The 23,006-nt window shown below is 65.5% G+C and carries 22 protein-coding genes; 13 read left to right on the top strand and 9 right to left on the bottom strand.

Annotated features, from left to right (window positions below):
- The first annotated feature begins 11 nt into the window (after positions 1–11).
- The 7 genes from GOPIP_RS26955 to GOPIP_RS26925 all read left to right on the top strand — a co-directional run bounded on the left by GOPIP_RS26955 (position 12) and on the right by GOPIP_RS26925 (position 7,051).
- Positions 12–1,010, top strand: coding sequence for an MlaD family protein (locus GOPIP_RS26955; protein WP_035728916.1), 999 nt, complete (start codon positions 12–14; stop codon positions 1,008–1,010).
- A complete protein-coding gene (locus tag GOPIP_RS26950) occupies positions 998–2,011 on the top strand; it encodes an MlaD family protein (RefSeq protein ID WP_006373062.1) in 1,014 nt (337 codons plus the stop codon). Before GOPIP_RS26955 ends, GOPIP_RS26950 begins: the two co-directional genes overlap by 13 nt.
- Positions 2,011–3,084, top strand: coding sequence for an MlaD family protein (locus tag GOPIP_RS26945; protein WP_006373061.1), 1,074 nt, complete (start codon positions 2,011–2,013; stop codon positions 3,082–3,084). The genes GOPIP_RS26950 and GOPIP_RS26945 overlap by 1 nt, the downstream gene beginning before the upstream one ends.
- On the top strand, positions 3,084–4,094 hold the full coding sequence (locus tag GOPIP_RS26940; protein ID WP_006373060.1) for an MlaD family protein: 1,011 nt from the start codon (positions 3,084–3,086) through the stop codon (positions 4,092–4,094). Before GOPIP_RS26945 ends, GOPIP_RS26940 begins: the two co-directional genes overlap by 1 nt.
- Positions 4,091–5,050: an MlaD family protein gene (locus GOPIP_RS26935; RefSeq protein ID WP_006373059.1), complete on the top strand. Its 960-nt coding sequence runs from the start codon at positions 4,091–4,093 to the stop codon at positions 5,048–5,050. Before GOPIP_RS26940 ends, GOPIP_RS26935 begins: the two co-directional genes overlap by 4 nt.
- A gap of 65 nt (positions 5,051–5,115) precedes the next feature.
- The gene (locus tag GOPIP_RS26930; protein WP_006373058.1) at positions 5,116–5,970 is read left to right on the top strand and encodes a hypothetical protein; all 855 of its coding nucleotides are present in this window, start codon (positions 5,116–5,118) and stop codon (positions 5,968–5,970) included.
- A gap of 22 nt (positions 5,971–5,992) precedes the next feature.
- A complete protein-coding gene (locus tag GOPIP_RS26925; RefSeq protein WP_006373057.1) occupies positions 5,993–7,051 on the top strand; it encodes an ABC transporter ATP-binding protein in 1,059 nt (352 codons plus the stop codon).
- A 122-nt stretch (positions 7,052–7,173) separates the two neighbouring features.
- Here the strand turns inward: GOPIP_RS26925 and GOPIP_RS26920 are convergent, their stop codons facing one another.
- The 7 genes from GOPIP_RS26920 to GOPIP_RS26890 form a co-directional block, all read right to left on the bottom strand.
- Positions 7,174–8,055 (bottom strand): esterase/lipase family protein, encoded by an 882-nt coding sequence (locus GOPIP_RS26920; RefSeq protein WP_244421235.1) that lies wholly within the window; start codon positions 8,053–8,055, stop codon positions 7,174–7,176.
- Between the two features lie 185 nt (positions 8,056–8,240).
- Positions 8,241–9,065, bottom strand: a complete 825-nt coding sequence (locus GOPIP_RS26915) for a mycofactocin-coupled SDR family oxidoreductase (protein WP_006373055.1) — start codon at positions 9,063–9,065, stop codon at positions 8,241–8,243.
- Positions 9,066–9,165: 100 nt separating this feature from the next.
- Positions 9,166–10,008, bottom strand: coding sequence for an alpha/beta fold hydrolase (locus GOPIP_RS26910; protein WP_006373054.1), 843 nt, complete (start codon positions 10,006–10,008; stop codon positions 9,166–9,168).
- Positions 10,005–11,606, bottom strand: a complete 1,602-nt coding sequence (locus GOPIP_RS26905; protein WP_006373053.1) for a class I adenylate-forming enzyme family protein — start codon at positions 11,604–11,606, stop codon at positions 10,005–10,007. The genes GOPIP_RS26910 and GOPIP_RS26905 overlap by 4 nt, the downstream gene beginning before the upstream one ends.
- Before the next feature lie 127 nt (positions 11,607–11,733).
- Positions 11,734–12,924: a CaiB/BaiF CoA transferase family protein gene (locus GOPIP_RS26900; protein ID WP_006373052.1), complete on the bottom strand. Its 1,191-nt coding sequence runs from the start codon at positions 12,922–12,924 to the stop codon at positions 11,734–11,736.
- Positions 12,921–13,568, bottom strand: a complete 648-nt coding sequence (locus GOPIP_RS26895; RefSeq protein ID WP_006373051.1) for a PaaI family thioesterase — start codon at positions 13,566–13,568, stop codon at positions 12,921–12,923. Before GOPIP_RS26895 ends, GOPIP_RS26900 begins: the two co-directional genes overlap by 4 nt.
- Entirely contained in the window at positions 13,565–14,740 is a 1,176-nt protein-coding gene (locus GOPIP_RS26890) for an aromatic ring-hydroxylating oxygenase subunit alpha (RefSeq protein WP_035728915.1), read from the bottom strand. Before GOPIP_RS26890 ends, GOPIP_RS26895 begins: the two co-directional genes overlap by 4 nt.
- A 292-nt stretch (positions 14,741–15,032) precedes the next feature.
- Here GOPIP_RS26890 and GOPIP_RS26885 point away from each other — a divergent pair, with 292 nt between their 5' ends.
- Genes GOPIP_RS26885 through GOPIP_RS26865 form a run of 5 tightly spaced genes read left to right on the top strand, consistent with a single transcriptional unit; the run spans position 15,033 to position 19,581 of the window.
- Positions 15,033–15,413: a hypothetical protein gene (locus tag GOPIP_RS26885; RefSeq protein ID WP_006373049.1), complete on the top strand. Its 381-nt coding sequence runs from the start codon at positions 15,033–15,035 to the stop codon at positions 15,411–15,413.
- Entirely contained in the window at positions 15,410–15,853 is a 444-nt protein-coding gene (locus GOPIP_RS26880) for a Zn-ribbon domain-containing OB-fold protein (RefSeq protein ID WP_006373048.1), read from the top strand. Before GOPIP_RS26885 ends, GOPIP_RS26880 begins: the two co-directional genes overlap by 4 nt.
- Positions 15,850–17,034: a thiolase C-terminal domain-containing protein gene (locus GOPIP_RS26875; RefSeq protein WP_006373047.1), complete on the top strand. Its 1,185-nt coding sequence runs from the start codon at positions 15,850–15,852 to the stop codon at positions 17,032–17,034. The genes GOPIP_RS26880 and GOPIP_RS26875 overlap by 4 nt, the downstream gene beginning before the upstream one ends.
- Positions 17,031–18,500, top strand: coding sequence for an aldehyde dehydrogenase (locus tag GOPIP_RS26870; RefSeq protein ID WP_006373046.1), 1,470 nt, complete (start codon positions 17,031–17,033; stop codon positions 18,498–18,500). The genes GOPIP_RS26875 and GOPIP_RS26870 overlap by 4 nt, the downstream gene beginning before the upstream one ends.
- Positions 18,501–18,540: 40 nt before the next feature.
- Positions 18,541–19,581 carry a PDR/VanB family oxidoreductase gene (locus GOPIP_RS26865; protein ID WP_035728914.1) on the top strand — a complete coding sequence of 347 codons (1,041 nt, stop codon included), beginning with the start codon at positions 18,541–18,543 and terminating at the stop codon, positions 19,579–19,581.
- Between the two features lie 57 nt (positions 19,582–19,638).
- Here the strand turns inward: GOPIP_RS26865 and GOPIP_RS26860 are convergent, their stop codons facing one another.
- Positions 19,639–20,292 (bottom strand): TetR family transcriptional regulator, encoded by a 654-nt coding sequence (locus GOPIP_RS26860; RefSeq protein ID WP_006373044.1) that lies wholly within the window; start codon positions 20,290–20,292, stop codon positions 19,639–19,641.
- Between the two features lie 180 nt (positions 20,293–20,472).
- The gene (locus GOPIP_RS26855; protein ID WP_050955332.1) at positions 20,473–21,237 is read right to left on the bottom strand and encodes an enoyl-CoA hydratase/isomerase family protein; all 765 of its coding nucleotides are present in this window, start codon (positions 21,235–21,237) and stop codon (positions 20,473–20,475) included.
- A 241-nt stretch (positions 21,238–21,478) separates the two neighbouring features.
- On the opposite strand from GOPIP_RS26855, the gene GOPIP_RS26850 reads away from it, so the two are divergent.
- Positions 21,479–22,975 carry an aldehyde dehydrogenase gene (locus GOPIP_RS26850; RefSeq protein WP_006373042.1) on the top strand — a complete coding sequence of 499 codons (1,497 nt, stop codon included), beginning with the start codon at positions 21,479–21,481 and terminating at the stop codon, positions 22,973–22,975.
- Positions 22,976–23,006: the final 31 nt, after the last annotated feature.

The raw sequence follows: 23,006 nt of genomic DNA, 5'->3' as shown, positions 1-23,006 counted from the left end.
CGAATACGCGGATGTTCATCACGGGGGCCAAGGTGGCCGCCGTCGCGGTGATCACCGTGCTCCTGTTCATCCTGGTCGTCAATGCGATGCGCAACCCGGTCGACAACATCCGAACCGACACCTACACAGCCGATTTCACCGACGCATCGGGATTGCATGTCAACGGAGACGTCCGCACGCGAGGGATGCGGATCGGCAAGGTCACCGGTGTGGATCTACAGCAGGGCAGCGCCGACGGCCCGCCGGTGGTCCACGTGTCCTTCACGATGGACGACCAGCACAAGCTGACCGACACCAGCAAGCTCGCGATCAAGTACCAGAACCTCACCGGTGTGCGGTACGTCGACGTCGAGTCCGGCGACACACCGGGAAAGCCGGTGACCCATCTCGCCGCCGACAAGACGACTCCGTCGTTCGACATCACCCAACTGTTCAACGGCCTGCAGCCGGTGCTGGCGACCATGAACAGCGATCAGATCAACGCGTTCAGTGCCAATGCGATCGCGTTGTTACAGGGTGACGGCTCCGGACTGGGACCGATGCTCGACAGCACCCAGAAGCTCGCCGATTTCGCCAAGGACCGGCAGGCGGTCATCTCGACCCTCGCCCAGAACATGGGTCGGATCTCCGACTCGATGGGCGGACGATCGCAGTATGTGCTGGCCTTCATGCAGGCGGTGAACAAGCCGATCGACAACGCGATGAAGGTGCTCGGCGAGTTCCCGAAGACCGCGACCTACGGTCCGGCGCTACTCGAACCCATCGAGCAGATCCTCGCCTCGCTCGGGGTCAGCCCGGATCTCGATGTCGACGTATTGCTGACCCATGTCTTCCACACGATGACCGACGCGCTGAATTCGTTCACGCTCATGCCGAACACCCTGGCGGGACTCAAGACCACCCAGACACGCGGCGCGGTCAACACCCATTGCACCAACGGGCGCGCGCAACTGCCCTCCGACGTGCAAGTGCTTCTCAGCGGTAGCGAGGTGGTCCTGTGCGCAAAGTGACACAACGGAGTTCGGCACGTCGGGGTTCGTGGCTGAATCGGTTCGGTTCCAGCGACGCACTCCTCGGAATCGGTGTGGTGGTCCTGGCCATCGTGGTCCTCGGGGTACTCGGGATCATCTACATCCGGCCACCGGACCAGAAGACGATCTCGTTCGAGACCACCGACGCGTCGGCGATCGAAACCGGCGCCGACGTCCGCGTCGCCGGCGTCAGCGTCGGAAAGGTGTCCTCGATCAGCATCGGGCAGGACGCGGTCACCGTCGATGCGCGCATCGACAAGAACACGTGGGTTGGAGACCTGTCGCGGATCGAGGTCCGCATGCTCACCCCGGTCGGCGGTTACGCGGTCACGCTGATCCCGCTCGGCCGCTCCGAGACCGCCGCGACGATTCCCACGAGCCGGGTCTCGGTTCCCTACTCGATCGGTGATGTCCTGCAGCAGGCACCCAAGGTCACTGACGACGTCAAAGCGTCGACCGTGAATGCCAACCTGGCCCAGGTTGCCCAAGCCCTGCAAGGCAACTCGACCTCGTTGCGCTCGATCGTCGACGGCATGAACTCGATCACCACCGTCTTCGACCAGCAGCGCACCCAGGTCCATCAGATCGCCGCTCTGGCCCAGGAGTATCTGCAGACCTTCAACGCCAATCGGGAGTTCGTGTTCGACCTGATCAACAAGATCGACACGGTGGTGACGACCTACAACAACAACTCCGCGGGCTTCAACTACACCTACAAGTTGCTCGGATCGATTCTCTCGCGGCTGATGCCCTTCGAGAAGTTCTATCTCGAGCACTCGGATCTGGTGCGCCAGAACGTGTATGCGATCCGCGACGCGATCCTCGCCTGGCAGAAGCAGATGGGGCCGGCGATCGACGGTCTACTCAGCCTGCGGGATCGGCTGGCGCAGTGGATCGGTCCCGACGGGATGCGTCAACTCGGCGGCGGCACGGTCGATCTGAACAACCTCTGCATCCCGGTACCGGGGAAGGACTGCTGATGATGTCTCGTCGAAGAGGGCTCGTCGGCCTGTCGATCGCCGCGGTGATCGCGGTCGCGGCCACCGTGCTCGCGGTCGGTGTCGGTTCGGCCAACTCCGGTGACACCGACGGTTCCGCGGGTGGCGACGGCTTCTGCGCCGATCTCCCCGATGCCATCGGTCTGTACGTCGGAAACCCGGTGACCCAGATGGGATATCGGGTCGGCAAGGTCACCAAGATCGAGGCGCAGGGCGACCATGTCCGGGTGACGTTCTCGCTCGACGGTGGCCGTTCCTACCCGGCGAATGTCCAGGCGGTCACCCGATCCAAGTCACTGTTGGCCGATCGCAGCGTGGAACTGGTCGGCAACTACCGTAGCGGCCCGGTGCTGACGGCGGGACACTGCATCTCCAAGGAGAACTCTTTCACCCCCAAGAGCATCTCCGAGATCACCGGCTCGGCCTCGGACTTCCTCAAGTCGTTGTCGGACAACGGAAGCCCGGATCTGCAAGGGTCGCTCGACGGCATCGACAAGGCGCTCGCCGGAACCGGCAACACCGCGAACAGCATGTTCGAACACGCTTCGGCCGCGGCGAGGAGCCCCGACGACTTCGTCGCCAACATCGGCTCGGCGATCGCCAACATGGCTCCGCTGACCCAGAATGCACTGCAGGACTGGGGGTCCATCATGTCGATCCTCAACCAGATGCCGACGGTCGCGGCCAAGGGGACGACCCTGTTCGGTGACGTCTCCAAGTTCGACGTGGGTGTCGGTTGGACCGTGGCCACGATCTACGACATCCAGCGCAACTATGGCTCCATCATCTGGCCGATCGTCCAAGGACCGGTCAAGGACCTCATCGCGCTGGCGGCAGCACGCGCACCGGATCTGCAGAAGTTGTATGCGATGGTGCCTTCCATCTCCGCTGCATTGAATCAACAGGAGTCAGCGGGTGGACTGTCGGTTCCGTATCGTGCTCCGGGAGTGGCACTTTCGGCTGCGCAGTGCTCGGCACTGCGGGTCAGTTGCGACGCGGGACGGACGACCACGATGAACCTCTTCACACTTCTGCTCGACAAGGCGGGCCAGTGATGACCAGACGACACCTCACCACCGTGTTCGCCCTCGTGCTGGCGGTGACGATCATGGCCGCGGCGACAGGATGTTCGTCCTTGAGCCCCAACAGATTACCGTCGGTGCGGGCCGGAGTCAGCACCGATTACCACGTCACCCTGCAGTTCGCGAGTGTCCTGAACCTCCCGGCGGGCGCCGACGTCATGATGAACGGCATTCGGATCGGCACCGTCGAGAGCACGTCGGAATCGGCCAACGGTGTCGACGTCAAAATCGGCCTCAGCGACTCCACCCGGGTGCCCGCCGACACCAAGGCGATCATCCGGCAGAACACCTTGCTCGGTGACACCTACCTGGCGTTGACGCCACCGGCCGCCGGTCCCGACAACAGCGGCTACCTGCAGGACGGGGGAGTGGTGCCGCTGGCCCGGACGACCTCCCCGCCCACGCTGGAGGACACGATCGCCGTGTTGGCCTACTTCGTCAACGGCGGCAGTATCCAGAAGGCGCAGGACACGATGGCCACGTTGAACAAGACGATGCCCTCGATTCCCGATGTGCGCCGCATGTCGACGACGGTGGCCAAGGACCTCGATAACCTGGCCGGTCAGACCGATGAGCTCGACCGCCTGATCGACGGCATGAACCAGACGTCGCTGATGTTCGGGCGGGTGGCACCGCAGATCGCGGGGGTGTTCGGGCCGGAGGCCGCCCACTATTGGGATCGCGTGGCGACATCGGTGGTGGCACACATCAGTACGCTCCTGCCGTCGGTCGGTTCGATCTTCATCGGTGGTGTCTGGCTGATCCCGATGCTGCGTTCGGTCGCCGCGACCACGATGGCCGGCCGCGGTATGTGGGACGAGGCGCCCGATGCAGGCGCCGAACTGACCGAGTTCCTGCAGAGCACGTTGCTGCCCTTCGCCCAGAATCCGTCGGTGAACGTGACCTCGGTGTCCGGCGGCGATGGTGGCCAACTCATCGGGGACGCAAAGAATCTGCTGCGCATGTTGGGAGCGATCCGATGATCACCAAGACACGTGTGTCGGTCCTGGCCATGCTGGTGTTGGCCGGATTGTCGATCGCCTACATCCTGAACGTGGGTCTGCACATCGCCTCGCCCGGTGCCCGGCATGCCTCGATGACCGTGCCCGACACGAACGGTCTCCTGGTGGGATCGCGAGTACTGTTGCGGGGCATCGAGATCGGGCACGTCACCGACATCAGTCAATCCACTTCGGGTGCCGTGATCACCTGGGATTACCCCGATTCCGACCACATTCCTGCCAACAGCGCGTTCCGGGTGGACAATCTCTCGGCACTCGGCGAGGCCTATGTGGCGGTGCTCCCGAACAGCACGGCGGGTCCGTACCTGCAGAACAATGCCCGGATCGATCCGCAGCAGGTCACCGTGCCCACCACCTTCAAAGAACTCTCACAGCGATTGACCGACATCCTCAACCAGGTCGATCCGCAAGAGGTACAACGGGTTTTCGGTGAGCTCAACACCGGACTTCCCGAAGGTCAGGAGGTGATCGGCAGTCTCAACCGCGCCGGCCGTTTGTTCGCCGACGAATTCACCCAGCAGTCCGATGCGATGGTGTCTCTGCTGAGTACCCTGCAGCCGTTGATCATGCGGACCGGACCGATCCCCGATCTGCTGCGGCAGACGACACCGTTGATGAACGGCTTCGGGGTGGGATTCGAGGGGCTGCTCGCCTCGGTGCGTGATGCGGTGGTCCTCGGTGGACCGCTCTACGACGGCGTCAAGTACGGTGCGAGCCCATTGTTCGCCGAACTCCAGAAGTTCCTCGACGAGAATTCGGCCAACCTCAATGTGATCGGCGTGAACCTGCTCCCGGCGGCGCGAGCGGGGGCGGCCTCGTTGCGCACGGTCGACCTCGGCCGCGTCCTCGACCAGATGCTCGCCTCGACGCAGCCGAACGGCGCCCTGACGATCCACGTGCCCGCAGGGGGGCGATAGCACCGATGACCCCACCGGCGCCACAGCGCACGCACGATCTCACACCTGACGAAGGAGACCCACCCATGACCTCAGCAACCAAGGACTCCGTGGACGGCATCGCCGACGAGAGCACCGACACCACCGACAGTGCGACGACCGGCACGGCCACGACGGACACGGCCACGACCGACAGCAACTCCACCGGCAGCACGACGAGCGACGCGAAAACCACTGAGAAGACGGATGAGCCGAAGAAGGACGAGAAGCCGTCGAAGACCGGTCGTCTCGGTGCGCGATCAGTATCGATGCGCACCCTCGCGCTCGGGGTGCTGGCGGTGGTGGTGGTCGCCGTCATCGCCGTACTGAGCTGGCGACTGGTCACGGTCTCCGGGCAGGTCGACGACATGAAGTCGGCCACGGCGAACAGCGCTCGGGCCGAGAAGGTCGCCCTCGACTACGCCACCGGCGCAGCCCAGATGAACTACCAGAACCCCGACGACTGGCGCACACGACTGACCCAGAACACCACTCCGGAACTCGCCGACCGCCTCCGCAAGGCTTCGCAGTCGATGGAGCAGCTCATCGTGCCGCTGCAGTGGTCCTCGACCGCTGAGCCGATCGCCGCCAAGGTCGTCTCGCAGGACAATGGCACCTACCAGGTGGTGGCGTTCGTCAACGTGACGACCAAGAACGCCCAGGCTCCCGACGGCATCGAATCGACCGCCACCTACAAGGTGACCATCGACCCGAACCAGAACTGGCAGATCAGCGAGATCAGCGGCATCGGAACCAATCTCGGAACCGGTGACGATGGCAACGCTTCGGGTGGCAACGCTCCGGCGGGCACCGCCCCGGGTGGCGCAGCGACGTCGGCTCCCGCATCCCCGGCTCCCGCTGCCCCCGCGCCTGCCGGCTCGGCACCGGCGCCCGGCAACTGAGACGACAGGACGGAAATCCATCATGGGTGTCGAAGTGAGCGTCGCCAACCTCACCAAGTCGTTTGGTTCGCAGAATATTTGGCGTGATGTGTCGTTGACCTTGCCGGAGGGTGAGGTGTCGGCGTTGTTGGGTCCGTCGGGTACCGGTAAGTCGGTGTTCTTGAAGACGTTGATCGGGTTGTTGCATCCGGAGCAGGGGTCGGTGGTTGTGGATGGCACCGATATCACGCAGTGTTCGGCGAAGGAACTGTATGAGATCCGCAAGTTGTTCGGCGTGTTGTTCCAGGACGGTGCGTTGTTCGGGTCGATGAGTTTGTATGACAACATCGCGTTCCCGCTTCGTGAGCACACGAAGAAGAAGGAGAACGAGGTCCGCGACATCGTGATGGAGAAGATCGACTTGGTCGGTCTGGCCGGTGCGGAGGACAAGCTGCCGGGTGAGATCTCCGGTGGTATGCGTAAGCGTGCGGGGTTGGCGCGGGCGTTGGTGTTGGATCCTCAGATCATTTTGTGTGATGAGCCGGATTCGGGTTTGGATCCGGTGCGTACGGCTTATATTTCGCAGTTGTTGATCGATATCAATGCGCAGATCGATGCGACGATTCTGATCGTGACGCACAACATCAACATCGCTCGGACGATTCCGGACAACATCGGGATGTTGTTCCGCAAGGAGTTGGTGATGTTCGGTCCGCGGGAGCAGTTGTTGACTTCGGAGCAGCCGGTGGTCAAGCAGTTCCTTTCCGGTGATCGGTTCGGTCCGATCGGTATGTCGGAGGAGAAGGACGACGCGGTTGCTGCGCAGGAGGCGGCGATGGCGGCGGCCGGGATTTCCGGTGGTGGCACGAAGGACGATTTCACCGAGATCATCCCGCAGGTCCAACCGAATCCGGGTATGCCCGAACGCAAGGCGGTCGGGCGGCATCGTCAGCGGGTGTTGGAGTTGTTGCCGTCGTTGCCGGACAACGCCCAGCGCGCGATCCGTGAATCGATGGCGCAGGAGGACGAGATCCGCGCCCAGGCACAGGCCCACGGCGCCGATGTCGCGGACACGGCACCGATACCCATCGGCGGCCGATAGTCGGGGTGACGACACGACGGGGTACGGCACGAGGGGTGTTGTGCCCCGTCATGTCGTACCCCGCCGTCTGTAACCCGTCGTGTTGTGACCCGCCGTCATGTAACCCGCCGTGTCTCCACCGCCTACAAAGCGCGCAACACGGAGTCCAGCGCCACGGTGTTGTAGGTGATGGCGCCGTGGAACGCCGAGGTCCGAGGGTCGAGATCCTGGATCACGATGTTCGTCACGTTGGGCCCCGGCGGCAACTGGGTTTCGTTCAGCGCCACGACACTGTCGTCGCGCGAACTGATGGTGACGTAGGTGACGTTCGGTCGGGTCAGCCCGTGGCGGCTGATCTCCTGCATATATGCAGAGCCCTTGGTGCCGTCGATGGCGGCGGGGAGAGCTGCCTGCAGCAGCTGGCGCGTCGCCGGCGTCCGCGACAGAAGTTCCAGTGCCCCATGAAAACTCATCCCACGCATCGGTGACGCCACCGCCACGAAGGTGTGTACCCGGGATGCGCCGCCGAGCTCGTTGAGGTAGTAGAACGGCACGAATCCGCCCTCGGAGTAGCCGACGAGATCGACCTGATCGGCACCGGTGTGACGGCGCACGCCGTCGATGAAGTCCCCGATCTCCCGGGCGGACGAGCGGGCATCGCCCATCTGATGGAAGGGCCCCGGGATCGTGGTGCCGTAGTCGAGCCCATAGACGCAGTAGCCGGCCGCGGCCAGCATGGGCGACAACCTCGCCCAGATGCCGTACTTGTTGACAAACGCGCCGTTGAGCAGAACCACCGGCCGCGGATGTGCCGCCGACGGCCGACAGTTCGGATCGTTCATACCGGGCGGCACCAGGTTGGGCTGCGCAATCGACAGCCGCAGTGCGGTGGTCCAGTCGGTCTGTGCGGGTCCGGTGGTGGCAAGCGGATCGGCGGCGGCGGTCGCACTGACCGCACCGACCAATGCCAGTGCGGCCAAAGCCCCGGCGCCGACCATGGCCGCGCGTCTACGACCGGCGGCCATGAGCGGGCGTCTCCGACTGGCATTCATGAGGGGCGTCTGGCGACGCGGGGTCACGGGATCGGGGGATCGGGTTGAGGTCACCATGATTCGGCTCTCTTCGGATGGGGAGGGTGGACGTTCGTGCGCAGTCAACCTATACCCATTAGGTAGCAGAGCGTCGTCGAATCAGGAGGAGAAGCTGATGCTCAGCGGTTGTTGTACCCCGCGTCGACGGGCAGCGTGATCCCGGTGATGTAGCGCGCCTCGTCGGAGGCGAGGAAGACCATCGCATTGCTCACGTCGACCGCCTCGATGAGTTCGACCGGCATCGGGTTCTTGTAAGCCTCGTCATTGGCCACCTCGGGGTGGGTGTTGACGAACTCGCCGTACTCGGCGTTGGCGACCATCGGGGTGTTGACGCCGGTCGGGTGCACGGTGTTCACCCGGATCGAGTCCTTGGCCAGCTGCTTGGAGTACAGGCGCATCAATCCGACGACGCCGTGTTTGGACGCCGTGTACCCGGCCTGTCCGGCAAAGGTGTTGAGGCCCATGCTGGTCAGCCCGGCCGCGGAGCTGGTGATGATGATCGACCCGCCCGTGCCCTGCTGCACCAGCCGGGGCACGGTCACGTCGAGGACCTGCCACACGCCGGTCAGCATGACATCGACGGCGTCATGCCAGGCCTGCGGCTGGTCGCCGGGGCCGATGACGGGCATGATGCCCGCGTTGGCGATCACCGTGTCGAGCCGCCCGAACTGTTCGATCCCGAGATCGAGTGCGCGCTCGATGTCTTCGCGCTTGCGCACGTCGCCGACGGTCGTGACGATCTCCGCGCCCGCCTCCTTCACGAGCCGCTCGGTCTCGGCGAGATCCTCGCGGGTCGCCATCGGATAGAACACGGTCGGGATCTGGTCACAGATGTCCATGCCGATGATCCGAGCACCCTCCTGCGCCATCCGGACGGCATGCGAACGCCCTTGGCCGCGAGCGATTCCGGTGATGAAGACAACCTTGCCCTCGAGTCGTGTCATGATCTTTCCTCTCTTGCCCGAACGTCGTTCGGATCGGTGTGGGGCACCCGGATTTCGGGTGTCGGGGTTGGCCAAAAACGGGAATCCCGGAAATCGGGTGTCACAGGGTGTCGAGGAAGTCGAGCAGTCCTTCGCTGAGCACGTCGTTGTCGTCGCCGCCGACCATATGGCCCGCACCCGACACGTCGAGGTGGGTGGATCCGGGAATCAGCTCGAGCAATTCGCGGACTCCGGCATCACTGACGACGTCGGACTGGGCGCCCCGGATCAGTAGCGTCGGGACGTCGATCCGACGTGCCGCCTCGCGTGCGTGACCTTCTCTGGCGGCGGCTTGTTCAGGGCTGTTCTCGCGGTGGGTGAGGATGCGCGGATCCCAATGCCAGTACCACCGGCCATCGCGCTGCCGAAGGTTCTTGCGAAGTCCCTCGATGCGAGGTGGACGTCTGCGGTGGGGATTGTAGGCAGCGACCGCGTGCAGCGCGTCCTCGAGAGAATCGAAGCCGTCGAGCCCGCGCTGCATGAAGGAATGGATGCGCGCGAGTCCTTCCGGCTCGGCGCGCGGTGTGATGTCGACGAGTACCAGCGCACGAGCCAGTCCGGGATTGGTGGCCTGCGCGATCAGCGAGGCCATCCCACCGAGCGATGCGCCGACGAGAACCGGTGGTTCTGACAGGGATTCGGCAACATCGACGACATCGCGGGCATGCGCGGCAATGCTGTAGTCCCCGTCGTCGGCCCACTGGCTCTCCCCGTGGCCCCGGGCGTCGACGGCATAGGCGCTCCACCCGTGTTCGGCCAGCCGACGACCGGTGCGCTGCCACGAATGCCGGGTCTGGCCACCCCCGTGGAGCAACAGCACACTCCCACGTATGCCCGTCTGCTCCGGCTGCCACACGTCCGCGCGCAGCGTGACGCCTTGTCCCGCAAGGCTCTGTGCCCTCACGCCGTCACCGTTTCTCCCCCGACCGGCGCCGGCGGCTGGGGTTCCGGGGTGACGGCAACCGGGGTGGCCGACACCGGGGAGATGGGAACCGCGGACGCGGGAACGCCGGGGAAGCGTTGGCGCAACGTCGGTTTGGCGAGCTTTCCGGAGAAGGTGCGCGGAAGTGGCTCGTCCAATGCGACGGCGTGCTTGGGGCGCTTGAACTTTGCCAGATTCACCTCGGAGACCGCGGCGATGTCGGCGATCACCGCGGCGGGTTCCCGCTCGCTGTGGAAGACCACCATGGGCACCTCGCCCCAGGTCTCGTCCTTGACCCCGATCACCGCGCAGTCGACGAGACCGTCGATCGCGTGCAGCGTCTTCTCGATCTCGGCGGGATAGACGTTGATCCCACCGGAGATCAGCATGTCCTTGCTGCGGTCGACGATCTTGAGGAATCCCTGCTCATCCTGGAGCCCGAGATCACCGGTCCGCAACCAGCCGTCGGTCAGGGTGGCCGCGGTCGCCTCGGGCTTCGCCCAGTACTCCCGCATCACGTGTTCGCCCCGGACGAGGATCTCGCCGACCTCGCCGGCCGGCGTCGTCGTACCGGGATCGCCGATCCGCACCTCGGTACCGACCAGCGCGAGACCGGCAAAACCGGGGCGCGTCAGGGCATCCTGGTAACTCAGTGTGGAGACCATTCCGGACGCCTCGGTCAGTCCGTACACCTGGATCAGCGGAATACCGTGTTCTCGATAGAACTCGAGAAGATCCGGGCTCACCGGTGCCCCGCCGGTGCCGGCGAAGGTGAACTCGGCCAGTGTGCGGCGTCCGAAGTCGGGGAGCGCGGCCATCCGCTCCCAGATGACCGGCACGGTGGTGGTGGCGGTGACCTGCTCCCGTTCGAAGGTGTCCAGGGCGATCTCGGGATCGAATTCGCGCAACAGCACCATGGTCGCCCCCGGCACCAGGACCAGCTGGACGAAGATCGACAGCAGCGAGCCCGTGAACACCAGTGGAGCCGAACACATCACACGATCGGAGCTGGTGAAGCCGAAGCTGATGGTCTGCGAGATTCCCGGCGTCATCGCGCTGCGATGGGTGATCAGCGCACCCTTCTGCACGCCGGTGGTCCCCGAGGTGTAGCAGATGAACGCGGGATCGTCGGGCGAGATATCGACGACTGGTGCGCGCCCGGAGTCGATCAACGTGTCATAGGGTCGGTGGCTCGTGCCGTCCACCGAGAACACCTCGAAGTCGGCATGGTCGGCCGCCACGTCGAGCAACCCGGCGAACCGCTCCTCGACGATGATGACGCGCGGCGCGCTGTCGGTGATCATCGGCACCAGTTCGGGGCCGGTCAGCCGGAAGTTCAACGGGACGCCGATTGCACCGAGTTTGACGACGGCAAGGATCAGGTGCGCGAGTTCGGGGCGGTTGAGCATCAGCAGGCCGACCCGGTCGCCCGCGCCGACTCCCCGTGCGGCGAGCCCGCGGGCGAGGGCATCGGTGATGGCGTCGACCTCCGCCCAACTCTGGGTCCGTCCCTCGAAGACGATGGCGTCCTGGGTGGGTCGCGTCTTGCCCCAGTAGCGGGTGAGTTCTGCGAGGTTCATCGGGCTGGCTCCTGCCTGGGTCCGGGCGGACCGCTGTGTGTGACGCCACTCACATGAGGTGGCTCAAAACTAACATAGATAGGTTATGGGCGGAATGGTTGCGCAGATTCGGGATGCGAACCGCCGGTCATCCGCGGTCGACGAGTTCGGCGAGGACCTCTGCGGTGTCGGCGCCGACCTCGGGAGGCAGTGCGGGCGCGAATTTCTCGCCGTGCACCCGCACCGGACTCCGGAGGAATTCGAGCTGCCCGGCGGTGGGATGAGAGACGGTGTAGGTGGTCTCGCGCGCCCGGAAGTGCGGGTCGTCGAGCAGATCGCGCACGCTGTTGACGGGGCCGCCGGCGATGCCGTGCTCGAGGAAGACCTCGATCCATTCGGCGCGCGTGCGGGTGGCGAAGATTCTGGTGAGTTCACGCCAGACGAGATTCGCGCGGTCGGCGGCGCCGTCGTCGACGTGGGTGAGATCGACGTCGATCAGGTCTTCGCGGTCCACCGCTCGCAAGAAGTGGTGCCAGAACTTCTCGACATGTGAGCCGAAGAGAATGGCCTCGCCGTCGGCGGTGCGATAGGCCTCCAGACGGGGCCAATCGGGTAGCCGCCCGTCGGGTAGCCACGTCGACCGTGCCGTCGATGCATCTCGATTCAGCTCGGCGTCAACGAGATCCGGCATCCACGCGGCGGCGATGTCGATTCCGGCGACCTCGACGTGACTGCCCTCGCCGGTCGCCGTGGCCTTGTGCAGAGCCGCCAACAGGGCCATCGCACCGTAGGCGCCCAGTGCGTACATCGCGATGGGCGGGGTCCGCGAACCCGCCATCCCGTCGGTGGGTGGCTCATCGGTCGGGGTGTTGACCTCGCGCAGACCGGCGAACGCGTCGAATACAGGGCCGCCGGTGCCCAGGGTCCGGTAGGGACCGTCGGTGCCCATACCCGAGACGCTGCACAGGACGATGCGCGGATTGACCTTGCGGAGTTCGGGCAGCCCCAGGCCGAGCCAGTCCAGATAGCCGCCGCGCATCCCCTCCACGACAGCGTCGCTGCGGGCGGCGAGATCGAGAAAGTCGCGCTTGCCCTGTTCGGAACGAAGATCGAGCTCGACGGACCTCTTGCCCCGGTTCCACCGTAAATGCATGAAGGCGGGGCCGTCGTCGTCGCCGATGGTCCGACTGCCGCCGACGCGAACCGGATCGCCGAGCGGGCCCGTCTCGATCTTGATCACCTCGGCCCCCAGGTCGGCCAAATGGCCGCCGAGCGAGGACGGAGCGAGTTGCGCGACCTCGAGGATGCGTACCCCGTTCAGGAGCGAATAACCGGTCATGTGTGGTCTCTCGGTTGTGGTGGACGTGGGACGATCCAGAGTCCGGTGGCCTCGGCGAGCAGGGTGGTGCCGTCGCGGATCTCCCCGCGCATCCAGCGCTTGCGACCGTCCTCGCCGAGGAGTTCCGCTGTCACCGACAACTCCCGGTGCAGCGGTGCGGGAGCGCGGTAATCGACGGCCAGATGTGCGGTGCGCGCCCAGGGGCGCCCGCCCGCATTGGCCAGTCGTGACAGCGCCTCGTCGAAGATCATCGGGGTGACGCCGCCGTTGAGCGCATCGCGACCGGAATGGAAGCGACCGAGGGTGAACCGGGCACGCACCGCCTCCGCGGTGACCTCGTCGATATGCAGCGCCGGGGTCAGGATCTGCCCGCGTCCGGGGCGATCCCACAGCTTCCCGCCGGGCTGGTCGTCCTCGGCGACCTCGTGGTCGGCGAGCACGGCGGCGATGTCACGGATGCGCGCGGCGAGCACGGCGGCCACCTCCGGCGGCGGATCGCTCCGGGTGAACGATTCTGCAAGCAGTGCAACAGCTTCGGTGAGTTCGGCGAACTCATCGGCCCCCGGGGTGGTCGGCTGCAGCTGGTCCTGCCAGGAGGGTTGGAGCCGAGCCGCAGCCGGCGATGAGGAGGGCGTTGGCGTCACGCGACCGGCTCTCCCACGGGGGCGGCCAGCGCGGCAACATCGCGCGCGACCATCGTGTGGAAGACCTGCCCGGGAAGTTCGTTGCGCCCGTAGATGAGTTCGTCGACCTGGCCGTTGGCGGCGTTGTCGGTGATGGTCTTGGTGACGAACCAGTCCTCGTCGTGCAGCGTCTCCATCAACAGATCCCAGTTCTTCTCGAGAATCCGCTCCTCTCGGGCGGTCTGCGGCTTCGTCGGCGAGAGCAGCCGGATGGTGCAGTACGAGACATTCGGGTCGTCGGGGTCGGGGACGATGGTCCAGACCTCGAAATGGTTCGGCTCGGTGACGAGCATGGTGCCGGGGTACACGGTGTAATTCGCCAACGAGTAATCACGGACGTCGTAGGTGTCGGGGTCGGCGTCGCGCACCTCGGTGATGGACTTGCGCGCCACGACCAGCCTCCACGACCGGTCGACCATGTCGAAGGCGGTGATGTTGCCCTCCAGGTAGTTGCACACCGTCTTGGTGTGCAACTGGCACAGGTGATAGGAGTCCTGGACGCCGTCGACGGCGATCTTCCAGTTCATCCCGAGCCGCCAGGTCTCCTTGCGGACCTGATACGACGTGGTCATCCCGGTGTCGGCGACCTCGGCATCATGCTTGTGCCCCAGGGTGGCGGCGATGTCCAGGTCGGCACCCGGCGTCGGGACCACCCAGACCAGCGAATGGCGTACCTCGCAAGGGAACTCGACGAGTCCGTACTCGGTGCGGTCCATCCCGTCGAAACCTTCGGCATGGGGCATCCCGCGCAGTGCGCCGTCCTTGCCGTAGGCCCAATTGTGGTAGGGGCAGCTGAACACCCGCTTGCACCCGGACTCGGCGAACTCGACCTTCGAACCGCGGTGACGGCACACATTGGAGAACGCGCGGATGGTGCCGTCGGACTGCTTCACGAGGAGCAACGGCGTACCCATCAGGTCGGTCGTCACGAAGCTGCCGGTCTTCTCGAACTCGTCGAGATGGGCCACGATGTGCGGGAATCGACGCACCACCGCGAGTTCCTTGCGCGCCAGTTCCGGATCGTCGAAGACGGAGAACGGAACCCGCAGGAGGTCGTCAGCGTAATCGGTCGAATCGTGGTCGACATGGGCGATCAGCCGCTTGGTCAGCTGGATCTTCTCTTCGCGTTCCATGGCGGCCACAATGCCACATGCAACAAATGATGTCTACTGTCTCGTCTAATGACGTTAGTTTGATCGTGGATCGCCGAGGTGCGCCAGGCGCGAAAAATGTTCATGTACAGCCGAAATGATGTTCATGGGCGCCCTGCGATTCCCGTGGCCCTTCTCGTCGGAGATGTGGTTCAGCACACACATGGAGCCAGGAGGTCGCGGCCGGGCGCGGTTGACGCAGTAAAACTAACTCCGTAAGGTTTAATGGCAGAAGATGGTGCCGGCGTCCACGTCGGCGGTGAGGAGTGATGCGGTGACCGAGATCGACGACTTCCGGCAACTGTACGAGCGCCACGTCGGCCACGTGGTGGCCGGCGACATGGCGGCCGCGGTGGCCGACATCGCGCCGGCGACCCTGGACACGATCTTCGAGGGTGTCACGGTTCCGCGTCGAGAGGTCGAGAGCTTCGAGATCGTCGACGTCCGGTCCGAAGGTGATCGGATGGTGGGCGAGGCCGTTTACCGTGGTGTCGACGGCATCATCGGATTGCGATCGGTCTGGGAGCGCCGTGACGATTCCTGGCAGGCGGTGGCCCTGGCCAACTTCAGTGCGGACAACTTCACTGCGGCCGACTTCACTGCGGCCGATGCCGAGTCGCCGACGAGCGGCAGCGTCGAGGGGGGTTTGCGATGACGACGGCAGCGCCCCCGTGGGGGCCGGCCGCCGACGGCCACGACCAGCAGTACTGGGACGGTCTGCTCGCCGGTGAGCTCCGTCTGCAACGCTGTCACGACTGTCGCACGTGGATCTGGGGACCCCAGTCGGTGTGCAGTGCGTGTTACGGATTCGATCTGCAATTCGAATCCGTCGAGCCGAGCGGCACCGTCTACAGCTGGAGCCGTAGCTGGTACCCCTACATCGACGAACTGCGCGATCGGTTGCCCTACATCAGTGTGCTCGTCGAACTTCCCCATGCCGGCGGCCGACGAGTGCTCGGATTGCTCGTCGACGACCTCGACCGGGCACCCCGGATCGGTGAGCCGGTACACGGCTTCTTCGAGCGCGACGAGACCCAACCGTGGCCGCTACTGCGCTGGCGACGTGACGAGACCGAGGGAGGTGACCGACGATGAGTGTGTCGATGCGAGGCGCCGCCGCGGTGGTCGGTGTCGCCGAAATGCATTACAAGCGCGGAGAATCGCCGTACACCGAGCAGCAGATGACCATTCGCGCGATTCTCGATGCGTGCTCGGATGCGGGGGTCTCCCCGCGCGAGATCGACGGCTTCGTCTCCTACGCCGGGGGGTCGAACGACGGACCGATCCTCGGTGCGGCGCTCATGATCGACGAGTTGCGCTGGTCCAACATGATGTGGGGAGGTGGCGGCGGTAGTGTCGCGGCCGCACTCATCAATGCTGTGACCGCCATCGCCACCGGTCAGGCCCAGTGCGTGGTGGTCTACCGGGCGATGTCGCAAGCCGACACCGGTCGGCTCGGATACGCGAAATACCACTACGGTTCCCACTTCTTGGCCCACGGGGTCGGTTCGCCCGCCCAGATCTGCGCCATGCGGACCCAGCGCATGCTCGAACACGACGGCGTGCCGCGAGAAGCCATGAGATCCCTGGTGCTCGCGGCCTATCAGCACGCACAACAGAATCCGACCGCGCAGGGGTACGGCCGGCCGCTCGACGCCGACACCTACGACGGGTCACGGTTGATCGCGGAGCCGTTTCATCTCTACGACTGCTCCCGCGAAAGCGATGGCGCGGTCGCGCTGGTCCTCGTCGCCGACGAGCGGGCACGAGAGCTCCGCTCGGACCCCGCCTATCTGCTCGCCGGTGCGCAGGGCGCCCCCGGTGGATACTGCGAGCGCATCGACAACGACGCCCAGTACTCCACCGCCGGGTTCGGTCCCGCCAACAACGGGAAACCCGGTGTCGCCGAACGCCTGTGGACCGCAGCTGGTCTCGGTCCCGATGACGTCGACGTGGTGCAGGTGTACGAGAACTTCAGTGGTCCGGCCGTCGCCGCGCTGATCGACCATCGGCTCTGCCCGCCCGGCGAGGCGGCCGGCAGCGTGATGACCGTGGAGAACCTGACGGCGCCACAGGGCAAGTTGCCCGTCAACACCAGTGGCGGCAACCTGGCCGATGCCTTCGTCAACGGTCTGAACCTGGCCGTGGAGGCGGTCCGTCAAATTCGCGGTACCTCGACCAATCAGGTCGATGGAGCGCGGACGTCGTTGTTCATCGGTGGACCGATGGCCCCGCTGGTCAGTTCGGTCCTGTTCGCCCACGAGGACGTGCTGTGAGCATCACCGATCGGGAGTCGGAGCCCGTGCTCGACCGCAGGCAACTGTTCATCGGTGGGCGATGGGTCGAGCCGTCGTCGGCCTCGACGGTCACCGACGTCATCGAGGCGGCGACCGAGAAGTCCGTGGGCTCTGCGGTGTTGGGTTCTCCTGCCGACATCGACGCCGCGGTGGCCGCGGCGCGCGCGGCCTCGGCGGGCCCCTGGTCGGCCATGCCCGGCGGTGAGCGCGCCGAACTACTGGAGCGATTCGCCTCGGCGTTGCAATCCCGTGCCCGTGACACCGCCCGTCTGGTCAGCCGCGAGAACGGCATGCCGATCGCACTCTCGAAGTCGGTCAACGGGTTCGGGCCCGCGGCCATGGTGCGCTACTACGCGAACCTGATCCGTGCCGACGAGGCCGCCGACGTGCGCCCGAGCTCGTTCGGCGGGCGAACCGTGGTTCGACACGAGCCCGTCGGGGTGGTCGCGGCGATCACCCCGTGGAACTACCCGCAACCCCTCGCGGCGATGAAGATCGCCCCGGCGCTCGCGGCCGGGTGCACCGTCATCCTCAAACCCGCGCCGGAGACGGCGCTGGACGCCTACGTGTTCGCCGATGCCGCACACGATGCCGGATTGCCCGCCGGAGTCCTCAACATCGTTCCCGCAGAACGTGACACCGCCGCATACCTGGTTGCGCACCCCGGCGTGGACAAGGTGGCCTTCACCGGGTCGACGGCGGCCGGTCGGGAGATCGGTCGCACCTGCGGTGCGCTGCTGCGACCCGTGACGCTCGAACTCGGTGGCAAATCGGCGGCCATCGTCGCCGACGACGCCGACCTCGCACAGTTCGCCGCGCATCTGCTGGAGGTGTCGCTGGTGAACAACGGTCAGACCTGCCACGCGAGCACCCGAATCCTCGCACCGCGTTCGCGATACGCCGAGGTCGTCGACGTCGTGACCGACACGGTGCGCGCCCTGCCGGTCGGCGACCCGCTCGACAAGGCCACCGCCATCGGTCCATTGGTCAGTGCGCGGCAACGGGATCGGGTGCTCGGCTACATCGACGCCGGACGCGCTGCCGGATATCGGATCACCACCGGCGGCGGGGCTCCCGCCGACCAGCCGCTCGGTTGGTTCGTCGAGCCCACGGTGTTCGAGGGCGTCGACAACTCGGCGACGATCGCACAGGAGGAGATCTTCGGTCCCGTGCTGACGATCACCCCGTACGACGGCGACGACGACGCGGTGGCCATCGCCAACGACTCCGAGTACGGACTCGGGGGCACCGTCTGGACCGCTGACGAGGACCACGGGCTGGCGTTGGCCGCGCGGATTCAGACCGGCACCGTCGGGGTCAATCACTACGCCCTCGACCTCGCGGCGCCGTTCGGGGGAGTCAAGGCGTCGGGACTGGGTCGAGAACTCGGCCCGGAAGGTCTCGCGCCGTATCGGTCCACCAAGTCCGTGTACTTCTCGACATAGCGGCTCTCGCCTCACTGCCCGGGTGACCGCTCGACAGGAAATGGAATTCTCGTTGCAGCACACCAATTCTCACGAGCACCACGCGATGGTGGTGGCCGCCAAGGACGTCGTGGCCACCGATGTGGTCGCGTTGACCCTGGCGGCGGCCAACCCCACACGCGCTCCGGGTGATACGGCAGACGGCCACTCGGCAGACAGCAATGGAGCAGACGGCGCGACGAGGGTCCCCGAATGGGATCCCGGCTCGCACATCGACCTGATCCTCGGCGCCGACCTGATCCGTCAGTACTCACTGTGCGGATCGGTCGCCGATGGTGACCACCTGCGCATCGCCGTGCTGCGTGAACCATCGGGCCGCGGAGGTTCCGAGCGTGTCCATGACGTGCTCGCGGTGGGCGACACCGTCGAGATCAAGGGCCCGCGCAACCATTTCCCACTGGTGAATGCGGCGTCATATCTGTTCGTTGCCGGCGGCATCGGGATCACGCCGCTGATCCCGATGATCGCGCAGGTCGACGACGCCGGCGCGGAGTGGTCGCTGCTCTACGGTGGGCGTACGCGCAAGGGGATGGCCTTCGCCGAGGATCTCGTCGACAAGTACGGCGACCGGGTGACAGTGCGGCCCGAGGACGAGTACGGACTGCTGCCGCTCGCCGACGCGCTCGATGACCAACGCGTGGGTACAACCGTCTATTGCTGTGGTCCCGAACCGTTGCTCACCGCGATCGAGAAGCTCTGCGACACAAGACCGGACGTGGAACTCCACGTCGAACGCTTTGCGCCCAAGGCCCAGACCGCCGACGGGACCGACGGCGCGGCCTTCGAGGTCGAGCTCGCGCAGAGTGGTCGGGAGATCCGGGTCGGCGAAGGCGAAACCGTCCTCGATGCATTGTTGCGGGAGGGCATCGACCATGACTTCTCCTGCCGCGAAGGCACCTGCGGCACATGCGAAACCGCGGTACTCGACGGTGTTCCGGACCACCGCGACTCGGTGCTCAGCGACGAGGAGAAGGCCGAGAACGATTGCATGATGGTCTGTGTCTCGCGCAGTTGCTCATCGCGGCTCGTCCTCGATCTCTGACGACGCCGACCACCGAGGTCACCCGTCTCTCCGAGCGCACGGCCACGGCTCGTGGCGTCAGGCCGACTTGGCCTCGTCCGGACGCTCGAGATCATGGTCGCGGATGATGCCGTGCAGGAAGCTGCGCACCATGGCCTCGAACAACTGCTTCTGCGTCAGATCATTGGCGGCGAGTGCCTCGGCAAGCAGCGGCTGAGAGTTCTTGTCCACGTTGGGAAAGATCGTGGACTTGGTGTTGGGCCGGCGCATCGCCTCCATCAGGACCGCGCCGATCGCCAGGGTTTCCATCCCGTCGAGGATGCGCACGTGCAATTCGACGGGGACACCCGAATCGAGGAGGAATTGCGCGGTCTCCTCGTAGGTGGAGACGAACAGATCGCGCGGCAGATGCTGCAACAGCACCGGGGCGGCGTTGCGGTGCCGCAGGATCGATTGTCGGAAGTTCAGGGCCAGCGAGACGAAGAACTCCGGCCAGCCGGGTCCGGGACGCATACGCGGCCGCTTCACCGACGTACCGGCGATGTAGCGGGCGACCTCGGTGAGGATTTCGTTCTTGTCGGAGAAGTGGTGATACAGCGAGGGGGCGCGCACTCCGAGATGCTTGGCCAGGCGGGGAAGGCTGAACGCGTCGAGTCCCTCCGAGTCGATGATCTCGATCGACGCCGTGACCGCGGCAGAACGGCTGATCAGCGGATTGGACGGGCGCGCCATCGAATTCCTTTCCGAACGTCCGGGGGTGGTTAATCTGCCCGGAGTAGGTTTTCCGAGTAGACCCTCTCAAGCCTAGATTCCTCCGGTGGGCTGACCAAACCCAACACCGTCGATACGCCGACCCTCGACACATCCGAAGCGGTATGCCGGCAGGCGATACCCGAGAACGCGATGGACACCTCAGAACAGGTCGCGAGCAGGGCGGGGGTCGGCGGCGAGCAGACGGTTCTCCGCGTCGTAGCGCTCTCGCAGCGCGCACGTGCGGTGTTCGCGCATCAGGCGTTTCGCGTCGCGAACACCCGCGCCGGGAAGTGCGGCGACCTGCTCGGCGAGCGCCACCGAGGTGGCGAGGATCTCGTCGTCGGCGACATAGCGGGAGAACAGACCCAACCGGTGCGCTTCGGTCCCGTCGAGAACGCGACCGGTGAACAGCACGTCGGTGGCGTGAGCGTGCCCGATGATATCGGGCAGAAGCCATGTGAGACTGGCATATCCGTACGACGTACCGGTGATCCGAAATCGCGTACCCGGTCCACCGACCCGCAGATCCGAACACACCGCGAGATAGGCGCCGAGGCCATGGGCAGCCCCACGCATCGCGGCCACGGTCGGCAGCGGCGTGGAAAACCATCGCCACAACCACTCCTCGCGCTCGCGCAGCAGTGCCGACTCGCTCTCCGGGGGCAGCGTGGCGAGCTCCTTGAGATCCCACCCCGCCGACAGCGCACGCCCACCCGCCCCGGTCAACACCAGGCAGCGCAGCGACTCGTCGGCCTCGGCGGCCCGCAGCGCCGCGTCGAACTCGCGCTGCGCGGTCCGATCCAGGGCATTGCGGACGTGTGGCCGGTTCACCTCGATGACGCCGACACCGTCGGCGCTACGGAAGATGACAGTGCAGGACTCCTGATCATCCGGCTCCTGATCATCCGGCTCCCGATCATCCATCGCCACGCAGTCCTCCTCGACTCGAAGCCGTGCTGGCGCCGGTAGGGCCTCTGAGCTGCTATCAAGCGCGATACAAAATACGAATAGTGTCATCTGTTGACCTAACGGCTTTCGGTTACTACTCTACATCTGTGACCCGCTTCACAGGCCGAATCCACCTCGCCGTGACAGCCGGTCGCCGGTGGCCGGACACCGTTCACCGCGCCACCTCGCACCGATCTCTCTCGAGGAGCAGCCACACATGACAACCACAGAACTCCCCGCCGATCAGCTCGCGACCATCGAGGACCGCGAGCAGGTCTTCATCGGCGGACGGTGGGTCGATTCATCCGGTGACGAATGGATCGACGTCGTCGATTCCTGGTCCGAACGCACTGCCGCCCGGGTACGCGCCGCGACTGCCGACGACATGGCACGCGCCGTGGATGCCGCGCGGGCCTCCTTCGACGACGGGACGTGGGCGAGCACCCCGATCACCGAGCGCGCCGACGTCATCGATGAGATCGCCACCCGGCTCGAGGCGCGCACCGAGGAACTCACCACCCTCGGAATCGTCGAGGTCGGGGTGACCCTTCCGGTCAGTGCGATGACTCAGCAGATGACGATCGGCCTGTTCCGCGCGGTGGCCGCCGAAGCGCGCAAGGTGGCGCTCGTCGAGGAACGTACCCGCGCCGATGGCGGTGTTTCCCGAATCCTCAAGGAGCCCACCGGCGTTGTGGGCGTGATCATTCCGTGGAACGGCCCGATCGGCACCATCGCCTTCAAGGTCATTCCCGCACTCGCGGCGGGATGCTCGGTGGTGCTCAAGACCTCGCCGGAGGCATGCCTGTCGCCGTCGGTGTTCGCCGACGTGATCGGCGAGCTGGTCGCCGAGGGACGGATTCCCGAAGGGGTGGTGAGCGTTCTCGCCGCCGACCGCGAGGTGTCCGAACAACTGGTCACCAATCCCGAGGTCGATCACATCACCTTCACCGGCAGCACGGCCGTCGGTCGTCGGATCATGAGTCTCGCCGGTGACCGGGTGGCCAAGGTCTCGCTCGAACTCGGTGGGAAGTCCGCGGCGATCATCCTCGACGACGCTGATCTGCAGACGGTGATGGCCAACGTGCCGATGGGTGGGTGCATGCAATCGGGTCAGGCTTGTATCGCGCTGACGCGAGTCCTGGTCTCCCGGGCCCGGCACGACGAGGTGGTGGCCGCGTACAAGGCGGCGCTGGGCATGATCCCGATGGGTAATCCGTGGGAGCAGACGAACTTCCTCGGTCCGCTGACATCGCAGCGTCAGCGCGATCGCGTGGAGAGTTACATCGAGACCGCGAAAGCCGAGGGCGGCGAGGTCGTCCACGGCGGCGGCCGCGGCTTCGATCATGGGTATTTCGTGGAGCCGACGATCATCGACAACGTGCGCAACGACATGCGCATCGCCCAGGAGGAGGTCTTCGGTCCGGTGATCTCGATCATCACCTACGACGACGAGGATGATGCTGTCGCGATCGCCAACGACTCGATCTACGGCCTGTCGGGCGCGGTGTTCACCGCCGACGTCGAGCACGGATTCGAGGTCGCCAAGCGCATCCGGACCGGTACCGTCAACGTCAACACCTCGGTCATCGACTTCACCCTGCCGTTCGGTGGCTACAAGCAGTCCGGCGTCGGGCGCGAGGGCGGACCCGAGGGACTCGACGAGTTCTTCGAGACCAAGACCGTCCACCTGCCGGCCCCCGCGCCCGCCCAGTGACCGAACACGTCCACTAACCGAATACGCGTAC

The sequence above is a fragment of the Gordonia polyisoprenivorans NBRC 16320 = JCM 10675 genome, assembly GCF_000241325.1.
Taxonomy (GTDB): Bacteria; Actinomycetota; Actinomycetes; order Mycobacteriales; family Mycobacteriaceae; genus Gordonia; species Gordonia polyisoprenivorans.
The sequence above is the reverse complement of the archived record's forward strand: the minus strand, read 5'-3'. Positions and strand labels throughout refer to the sequence as shown.

Coding starts and splice junctions, on each gene's coding strand:
- GOPIP_RS26955 (WP_035728916.1), top strand. CDS start 12: ATGTTCATCACGGGGGCCAAGGTGGCCGCCGTCGCGGTGATCACCGTG.
- GOPIP_RS26850 (WP_006373042.1), top strand. CDS start 21,479: ATGACAACCACAGAACTCCCCGCCGATCAGCTCGCGACCATCGAGGAC.
- GOPIP_RS26900 (WP_006373052.1), bottom strand. CDS start 12,924: ATGACCGGTTATTCGCTCCTGAACGGGGTACGCATCCTCGAGGTCGCG.
- GOPIP_RS26930 (WP_006373058.1), top strand. CDS start 5,116: ATGACCTCAGCAACCAAGGACTCCGTGGACGGCATCGCCGACGAGAGC.
- GOPIP_RS26915 (WP_006373055.1), bottom strand. CDS start 9,065: ATGACACGACTCGAGGGCAAGGTTGTCTTCATCACCGGAATCGCTCGC.
- GOPIP_RS26890 (WP_035728915.1), bottom strand. CDS start 14,740: ATGGAACGCGAAGAGAAGATCCAGCTGACCAAGCGGCTGATCGCCCAT.
- GOPIP_RS26920 (WP_244421235.1), bottom strand. CDS start 8,055: ATGGCCGCCGGTCGTAGACGCGCGGCCATGGTCGGCGCCGGGGCTTTG.
- GOPIP_RS26940 (WP_006373060.1), top strand. CDS start 3,084: ATGACCAGACGACACCTCACCACCGTGTTCGCCCTCGTGCTGGCGGTG.
- GOPIP_RS26905 (WP_006373053.1), bottom strand. CDS start 11,606: ATGAACCTCGCAGAACTCACCCGCTACTGGGGCAAGACGCGACCCACC.
- GOPIP_RS26860 (WP_006373044.1), bottom strand. CDS start 20,292: ATGGCGCGCCCGTCCAATCCGCTGATCAGCCGTTCTGCCGCGGTCACG.
- GOPIP_RS26865 (WP_035728914.1), top strand. CDS start 18,541: ATGGAATTCTCGTTGCAGCACACCAATTCTCACGAGCACCACGCGATG.
- GOPIP_RS26880 (WP_006373048.1), top strand. CDS start 15,410: ATGACGACGGCAGCGCCCCCGTGGGGGCCGGCCGCCGACGGCCACGAC.
- GOPIP_RS26945 (WP_006373061.1), top strand. CDS start 2,011: ATGATGTCTCGTCGAAGAGGGCTCGTCGGCCTGTCGATCGCCGCGGTG.
- GOPIP_RS26875 (WP_006373047.1), top strand. CDS start 15,850: ATGAGTGTGTCGATGCGAGGCGCCGCCGCGGTGGTCGGTGTCGCCGAA.
- GOPIP_RS26935 (WP_006373059.1), top strand. CDS start 4,091: ATGATCACCAAGACACGTGTGTCGGTCCTGGCCATGCTGGTGTTGGCC.
- GOPIP_RS26925 (WP_006373057.1), top strand. CDS start 5,993: ATGGGTGTCGAAGTGAGCGTCGCCAACCTCACCAAGTCGTTTGGTTCG.
- GOPIP_RS26855 (WP_050955332.1), bottom strand. CDS start 21,237: ATGGATGATCGGGAGCCGGATGATCAGGAGCCGGATGATCAGGAGTCC.